Annotated in this window: 7 protein-coding genes; 2 read left to right on the top strand and 5 right to left on the bottom strand. The window is 73.1% G+C overall.

Translation table 11 applies throughout. The annotated features are described in order from the left end of the window. Positions 1-51: 51 nt before the first annotated feature. Together ABZ371_RS27035 and ABZ371_RS27040 are read right to left on the bottom strand one after the other, a co-directional pair. Complete coding sequence (locus tag ABZ371_RS27035) at positions 52-267, bottom strand: I78 family peptidase inhibitor (RefSeq protein WP_358684234.1); 216 nt, start codon at positions 265-267, stop codon at positions 52-54. Between the two features lie 398 nt (positions 268-665). Continuing rightward, positions 666-1949, bottom strand: a complete 1284-nt coding sequence (locus ABZ371_RS27040; protein WP_358684246.1) for a glycosyltransferase family 4 protein — start codon at positions 1947-1949, stop codon at positions 666-668. A gap of 299 nt (positions 1950-2248) precedes the next feature. Between ABZ371_RS27040 and ABZ371_RS27045 the strand changes: the two genes are divergently transcribed. Both ABZ371_RS27045 and ABZ371_RS27050 read left to right on the top strand, forming a co-directional pair. Further along, positions 2249-3031 (top strand): hypothetical protein, encoded by a 783-nt coding sequence (locus ABZ371_RS27045; RefSeq protein ID WP_358684236.1) that lies wholly within the window; start codon positions 2249-2251, stop codon positions 3029-3031. A 137-nt stretch (positions 3032-3168) separates the two neighbouring features. Beyond that, positions 3169-3471 (top strand): hypothetical protein, encoded by a 303-nt coding sequence (locus ABZ371_RS27050; protein ID WP_358684238.1) that lies wholly within the window; start codon positions 3169-3171, stop codon positions 3469-3471. 67 nt (positions 3472-3538) lie between these two features. On the opposite strand, the gene der is transcribed toward ABZ371_RS27050, so the two are convergent. Genes der through cmk form a run of 3 tightly spaced genes read right to left on the bottom strand, consistent with a single transcriptional unit; the run spans position 3539 to position 6446 of the window. Next, complete coding sequence (gene der / locus ABZ371_RS27055) at positions 3539-5008, bottom strand: ribosome biogenesis GTPase Der (protein WP_358684240.1); 1470 nt, start codon at positions 5006-5008, stop codon at positions 3539-3541. Between the two features lie 56 nt (positions 5009-5064). Next, positions 5065-5733: a lysophospholipid acyltransferase family protein gene (locus ABZ371_RS27060; RefSeq protein ID WP_358684242.1), complete on the bottom strand. Its 669-nt coding sequence runs from the start codon at positions 5731-5733 to the stop codon at positions 5065-5067. Next, positions 5730-6446 (bottom strand): (d)CMP kinase, encoded by a 717-nt coding sequence (gene cmk, locus ABZ371_RS27065; protein ID WP_358684244.1) that lies wholly within the window; start codon positions 6444-6446, stop codon positions 5730-5732. Before cmk ends, ABZ371_RS27060 begins: the two co-directional genes overlap by 4 nt. Positions 6447-6729 lie beyond the last annotated feature (283 nt).

The following is a 6729-nucleotide window of genomic DNA, read 5'->3' on the forward strand; positions in this document are numbered from 1 at the left end:
CGAAGGCCCCGACGGACGGACGTCGGGGCCTTCGCCGTACCCGGGAGCCGGTCAGCCGATCCAGCACCGGGTCACGGTCGAGGACTCCACCTGGAAGTTGATCCGTCCGCCGAGGAACTCCATGGTGACGACCGTGCCCGGCGGGAGTGACCGGACCGTGCTCCAGCCGCGCTCTCTCGCCTGCCGCTCGGCGGTCTCGGCGTCGAGGCCGACGTACGACTCGGGCTTGTCGGCCGGCTGGGCGGAGGGTGTCGGTACAGGTGCCATGCCTCTCACCGTAGGGCGCACGGGACGGTGACGGAAGCGGGGCGGGTGACGACGGACGCGCACGTCCTCGTGCGGTCCACGGTCACGGGTGTGTCACAGGTCCCCACGCGCGCGTACCGGACGCCTTTCACCCGAACGCTTCGCACCGGCCCCCGCGAACCGCAATTCACGACCGCCCGCGCAAACGTGCGCGCGGCCGTGGAAGCGAATTGCCGGACGGGCCGGCACCGGGGCGGAGCGTGATTTCCGGAGAGCCGTGGAAAGGCGCGTGAACGGGTACGTCATCGGCAATTCACGTGCCCTTCCGCGCGCCTTATCCGCGTCCCGGGTATCTCCCCGGCCCGAGGCCACCGCCGGCCGGACGGACGGTCAGGGATGCGGCGACCGGACGCACGTCCTCACAGCGCCTTCCCCTTGCGGACCACATCCGCCGCCTTGTACCGGAGCGCGTACGCCCCGTCCAGGACGCTGCCCCGGGAGCGGTGCAGCGCCGTACGGACCGCGCTCCGCGAGCGGCCCCTGGCGCCCCGGGAGGCGAGTTCGGTGAAGAGCCGCTCGTGCCGCTCCGCGATCGGTGCCGGGTCGAACCGGGCGGAGGACGCCCGTGCGGCCCGCCCCATCCGGTGCCTGAGACCGTCGTCGTCCACGAGCGCGAGCAGGGCGGAGGTGAAGGCCGCCGTGTCACCCAGCGGCACCAGCCGGCCGTCCTTGCCGTCGTCGATGATCTCGGCCGGGCCGTGCGGGCAGTCGGTGGAGACGACCGGCAGTCCGCAGCGCATGGCCTCCACGATCGTCATGCCGAAGGACTCGCGCTCGGAAGTGACGGCGGCGATGGATGCCTTGGGCCACTCCTTCTCCATCGGGTGCACCGATCCCATCAGGAGCACCCGGTCCCGGAGCCCGAGCCCGTCGACGAGCCCGCGCAGTGCCTTCTGCTCGTCGCCGCTCGCGTCGCCGGCGCCGTAGATCCGCAGTCCCCATCCGGGGCGGGCGGCCGCGACCCCGGCGAACGCCCGGATCAGCACGTCGTACCGCTTCACCCGGTGCAGGCGGCCCGCCGCGACGATCCACCGGGCGTCGCCGTCCGCGGGTGGCCCGGTGGGCGCCGGCACGCTGTTCGGGATGGCCTCGATCCGCACGCCGGGCAGGCGCAGCCGCTGCCGGTAGTCGCGGGCGTCGGCCTCGGTGACGGTCGTCACCGCGTCGAGCAGCCCGTACCGGTGGCTTATCTCCCGGCGGAGCCGGTAGCCGTGGCTCTCCAGCGTGAGGTGCTCCTGGCCGACGCGCACCGGGCCGCGCCGCGCCTGCCGGCTGATGTGGATGTTGAGGCCCGGGCGCGTCCCGACGACGACGTCCGCCTCCAGGGAGCCCAGAAAGGCCGCCAGGCGGTTGTCGGTGAGCCTGCTGTACTGGCGGTGCCTGGTGTCGCCCTGCGGGAAGACCGCGGCGGGCGCGGAGTAGGCGCCGGCGTCGCCGTCGTATCCCGGGCTCTCCTTGCGCAGGTCCACGAGATGCCGCATGCGCACTCCGTCGGGCGCGCCCAGCTTCGGTGTGTCCCGGTGGCGGAACACGGAGACGACCTCCACGTCGTGCTGCTCGGCCAAGGTGCCCGCGAGGGTGAAGACGGTACGGATCGTTCCCCCGATGCCGTACGCGTTGTGGAGCAGGAATGAAATGTGCATGGTGAAGTCGGCTTCCCCTGTTCGACTGGTCATCAGCGACCTTACGCGGCGTCACCTCGGCCCACCGGGTTCACCGGCGGGCGCGCAGGTCCGCGGCGGTATGACGCCGCCCGTGGCCTCAGGGGCCCTTCCGCGGAACGGTCCGCTCCGTATCGCTGCCGCGACCTGCCGGCCCGCAGGCCCGCCGGCCCGCCCGCCTTCTCGCGCCGATTCGCGCGTGACCCCGGCCCCCGGTCTCCCGTTGTCCTTTCATGAGCCGGGAACCGCCCGGCCCACGCACCGAGTCCGAGGAGCCACCCGTGCCGCGCATGCTGGACGTCAGCGAGGACGTACGCGCCGAGATCGGCGATGCCGAAGCCGACCGGCTGCTCGTCGGCGACAGTGCCCCAGGCAGTTACGACTGCACCTCCTGCCGCACTCCGGGCGACTGTGACCAGGAGCGCACGAGCACCGTGCTGTTCGTGGGCGAGGAGACCGCCGTACTCGCCTTCGCCCACGCGACCTGCATCCCCTCGCAGGTCGTCCAGGTCGCGGAGGACCAACTGCAGGGCGCCGTGCGATCCATCACCGGCAGCGAGCCACAGAACCCGGAGGGCCTCATGCCCGAACAGGCCGTTCTCGGCATCACCAGCGGCCTCGTCCTGATCGAGGACGACCTGCGCCCCGCACTCGTCGTCGAACCGACCGGCCCGATCGCCCGGCCCGGCACGGACGGCCGGGACGGCGACCAGTTCCTCCAGCTGCTGCTGGAACAGGGCTTCGTGCCCACGCCCGACCTGCACCGGCTGCCGGGCGTCCTGACCGGCTGGTCGGTGCTCCTGGCCATGGGGCAGCTGCACGCCGTGCTGCAGCCCGGCGCCGCCGGCGGCAGCCCCGTCGCGTGGTGGCAGGCGCATCAGCCGCTCCAGGTGACCGAGGGCTGGCGGGCCGCCGCGAACAAGTCGCAGACGGTGCTCGTCTTCGCCGCCCCGGCCGGCTCCATCGGCCAGCAGCCGCGCGAGGACCTGCTCCGCGACGCGCTCGACAAGGCCGCGGTCAACGGCCTCCTGGTCGCCGCCGCGATGCCGCTCGCCGGGACCTGATCATGTCCGCACCGCCCTCCCGTACCCGCCGGGCCCCGTTTTCTCCACCCGGCCCGCATCCGACGGGCGGCGGGGTCGTTGGCACCTACGTGCACTCATACGACCCTTCGCACCAGCAGCCCGCCCCGATCCCGGCCATGCGTCCGTCGCATGAACCCTCGGGCGGCACCTCCCCCACCCCGATCTACGACGCCCTGTACTCGGAGTACCGGCGATCGTTCCGGGCACTTCCGGGGGACCGGACGGGTGAGGAGAACCTCGGCTTCCGCAAGTTCGGCATCGGGATGTTCGGCGGCCGTGCCCCGCTGGGCGGTCGTACGGCCGCGAACGGCCAGGGGAGCCAGAGCGCGCACGGCAACCTGGGCTCCTGGCAGCGGGTGGGGCGTCACGCCGGGCGCACCCGGCCCGCGGCTCTGCCGCCGGGGTCCGGGGACGCCTGACCGCACGACAGAGCCCCGGGCCGCTCACCTCGCGTGAGTGAGCGGCCCGGGGCTCGGTCGTACGACGTCACTTCTTGCGGCCGCGCTTCTCACGCACCCGGACGGAGATGTGGATCGGGGTGCCCTCGAAGCCGAACTCCTCACGCAGCCGGCGCTCGACGAAGCGGCGGTAGCCGTGCTCCAGGAAGCCGGAGGCGAAGAGGACGAACCGCGGCGGCTTGGTGCCCGCCTGCGTGCCGAAGAGGATGCGGGGCTGCTTCCCTCCGCGCACGGGGTGCGGGTGGGAGGCGACGATCTCCCCGAGGAAGGCGTTGAGCCGGCCGGTGGGGATACGGGTCTCCCAGCCCTCGATCGCGGTCTCGATCGCGGGGACCAGCTTCTCCATGTGCCGGCCGGTGACGGCCGAGACGTTGACGCGCGGGGCCCAGGCGATCTGCGCGAGCTCCGTCTCGATCTCGCGCTCGAGGTAGTAGCGGCGCTCCTCGTCGAGGGTGTCCCACTTGTTGAAGGCGACGACGATCGCCCGCCCGGCCTCCACCGCCATCGTGATGATGCGCTGGTCCTGCACGCTGATGGACTCGCTGGAGTCGATCAGGATGACGGCGACCTCGGCCTTCTCCACGGCGGCCGCCGTGCGCAGCGAGGCGTAGTAGTCCGCGCCCTCCTGGAGGTGGACCTTGCGCCGGATGCCCGCCGTGTCGATGAACTTCCAGGTGGTCCCGCCGAGCTGGATCAGCTCGTCGACCGGGTCACGGGTGGTGCCCGCCAGGGCGTTGACGACGACGCGGTCCTCGCCGGCCACCTTGTTCAGCAGGGAGGACTTGCCGACGTTGGGGCGGCCGATCAGCGCGATGCGCCGCGGACCGCCGAGCGCGGTGCCGAAGGTCTGGGCCGGCGCCTCGGGAAGCGCCTCCAGCACGGCGTCGAGCATGTCGCCGGTGCCGCGGCCGTGCAGCGAGGAGACCGGGTGCGGCTCCCCGAGGCCCAGCGACCAGAGCGCGGTGGCGTCGGCCTCACCGCTCTGGCCGTCGACCTTGTTGGCGCACAGGACGACGGGCTTGCCCGCCCGGCGCAGCAGCTTGACGACCGCTTCGTCGGTGTCGGTCGCGCCGACCGTCGCGTCGACCACGAACACGACGGCGTCGGCCGTCTCGATGGCGTACTCGGCCTGGGCGGCGACGGCGGCGTCGAGGCCCAGCACGTCCTGCTCCCAGCCGCCGGTGTCGACGACCTTGAAGCGGCGCCCGGCCCATTCGGCCTCGTAGGTGACGCGGTCGCGGGTGACGCCCGGCTTGTCCTGCACGACGGCCTCGCGGCGGCCGATGATCCGGTTCACCAGGGTCGACTTGCCGACGTTGGGACGCCCGACGACGGCGAGCACGGGAAGCGGGCCGTGGCCGGCCTCACCGATCGCGCCCTCGACGTCCTCGGGGTCGAACCCCTCCTGCGCGGCGAGCTCCATGAACTCCGCGTACTCGGCGTCGCCAAGTGCTCCGTGCTCGTGGTCCGAGCCGTCGGAGTGAATCTGGTCGTTCATGAAGTCCGTTCCTCTGTGCGTCATCATCGATGGGCCACGAACTGGTGGCCCACTACTCAGGTCTTGGCCGGGCGCCCGGTGAGGCGCCTGGCGTCGTCCAGGTGCGCGGACAGCGCCCCCTGGATCCGGAGGGTCGCCTCGTCCAGCGCCTTCCTGGTCCGCCGGCCGCTGCCGTCGCCGGCCTGGAAGGCCTCGCCGAAGACGACGTCGACCCTGCTGCGCAGCGGAGGCAGCGCCGGTATCAACCGCCCGCGGCGCTCCGTGCTTCCCAGGACCGCCACGGGCACGATCGGCGCACCGCCGCGTACCGCGAAGTACGCGAGTCCCGCCCGCAGCGAGGCGAAGTCGCCCTCGCCCCTGGTGCCCTCGGGGAAGATCCCGAGGACGCCGCCGTTCTCCAGCACCCCGAGTGCCCGCGTGACGGCGGTGCGGTCGACGGTCGTACGGTCCACCTTCAGCTGCCCGATCCCGCGCAGGAACGGGTCGAGGGGACCGGCGAACGCCTCTTTCTTGATCAGGAAGTGGACGGGCCGGGGTGCGGTGCCCATCAGCATCGGCCCGTCGAGGTTGTGCGCGTGGTTCACCGCGAGTATGACGGGTCCGGTGGCGGGCACCCGCCACGCGCCGAGGACCCGGGGCCGGAACAGCCCGTACATGAGGCCGATGCCGATCCCGCGTCCGACGGCCGCTCCGCGCGGCGTGGGCGCGGCGGTGGCATCGGTCACTTCGCGGCCCGCTTCTCCCCGACGAGGGCGACGACACACTCGATGACCTGCGGGAGGGTCAGCTCGGTGGTGTCCACCTCGACCGCGTCGGCCGCCTTGGCCAGCGGGGACGTCTTGCGGCCGGAGTCGGCGGCGTCCCGCTTGATCAGCGCCTCCTTGGTGGCGGCGAGGTCCGAGCCCTTGACCTCACCGCTGCGGCGGGCCGCGCGTGCCTCGGGCGAGGCCGTCAGGAAGATCTTGATGTCGGCGTCGGGCAGCACGGTCGTGCCGATGTCCCGGCCCTCGACGACGATGCCCCGCCCGGCCTCGGCGGCGATGGTGCGCTGGAGCTCGGTGATCCGGGCCCGTACCTCGGGGACGGCGCTGACGGCGCTGACGGCCGCGGTGACCTCCTGGGTGCGGATCGGGCCGGAGGCGTCCTCGCCGTCGACGGTGATGGTCGGGGCCGACGGGTCCGTGCCGGAGAGAATGACCGGCTTGGCGGCGGCGGTGGCCACCTCGGCCGCGTCGTCCACGTCGATGCCGTTGTTCAGCATCCACCACGTGATCGCGCGGTACTGCGCGCCGGTGTCCAGGTAGCTCAGGCCGAGCTGCGCGGCGACGGCCTTCGAGGTGCTCGACTTGCCGGTGCCGGAGGGACCGTCGATGGCGACGATCACTGCGGCCGGGGCCGTCCGGGCTGCGGAGCTTACGGTTTCCACGGTGGTGGACACCTTCCTGGTACACGGGGTGGGCGGAGCGGGCCGGACAACGGCCTCCCCCAAGGTTACCGAGTGCGCGAAGCCCCTTCGCACACCTGCCCCGCGCGGACCCCGCCCGGGGGGGGGGGGGGCGCGGCCCCCGGGGGGGTGGGGGGGTGGGGCCCCCCCCCAACCGGCCCCGGGCCCACCCCCCGCCCCCCCCGCCCGGGCCCCCCCCCGGCCGCGGGCGGGAGGCGAGCCACGCACCCCCCGCCCCGCCGGGGGGCCAGGCGGAGGCGAGAAGGTGGAGGTCGAT

The sequence above is a fragment of the Streptomyces sp. NPDC005899 genome (assembly GCF_040629645.1).
In the GTDB taxonomy this organism is placed as follows: domain Bacteria; phylum Actinomycetota; class Actinomycetes; order Streptomycetales; family Streptomycetaceae; genus Streptomyces.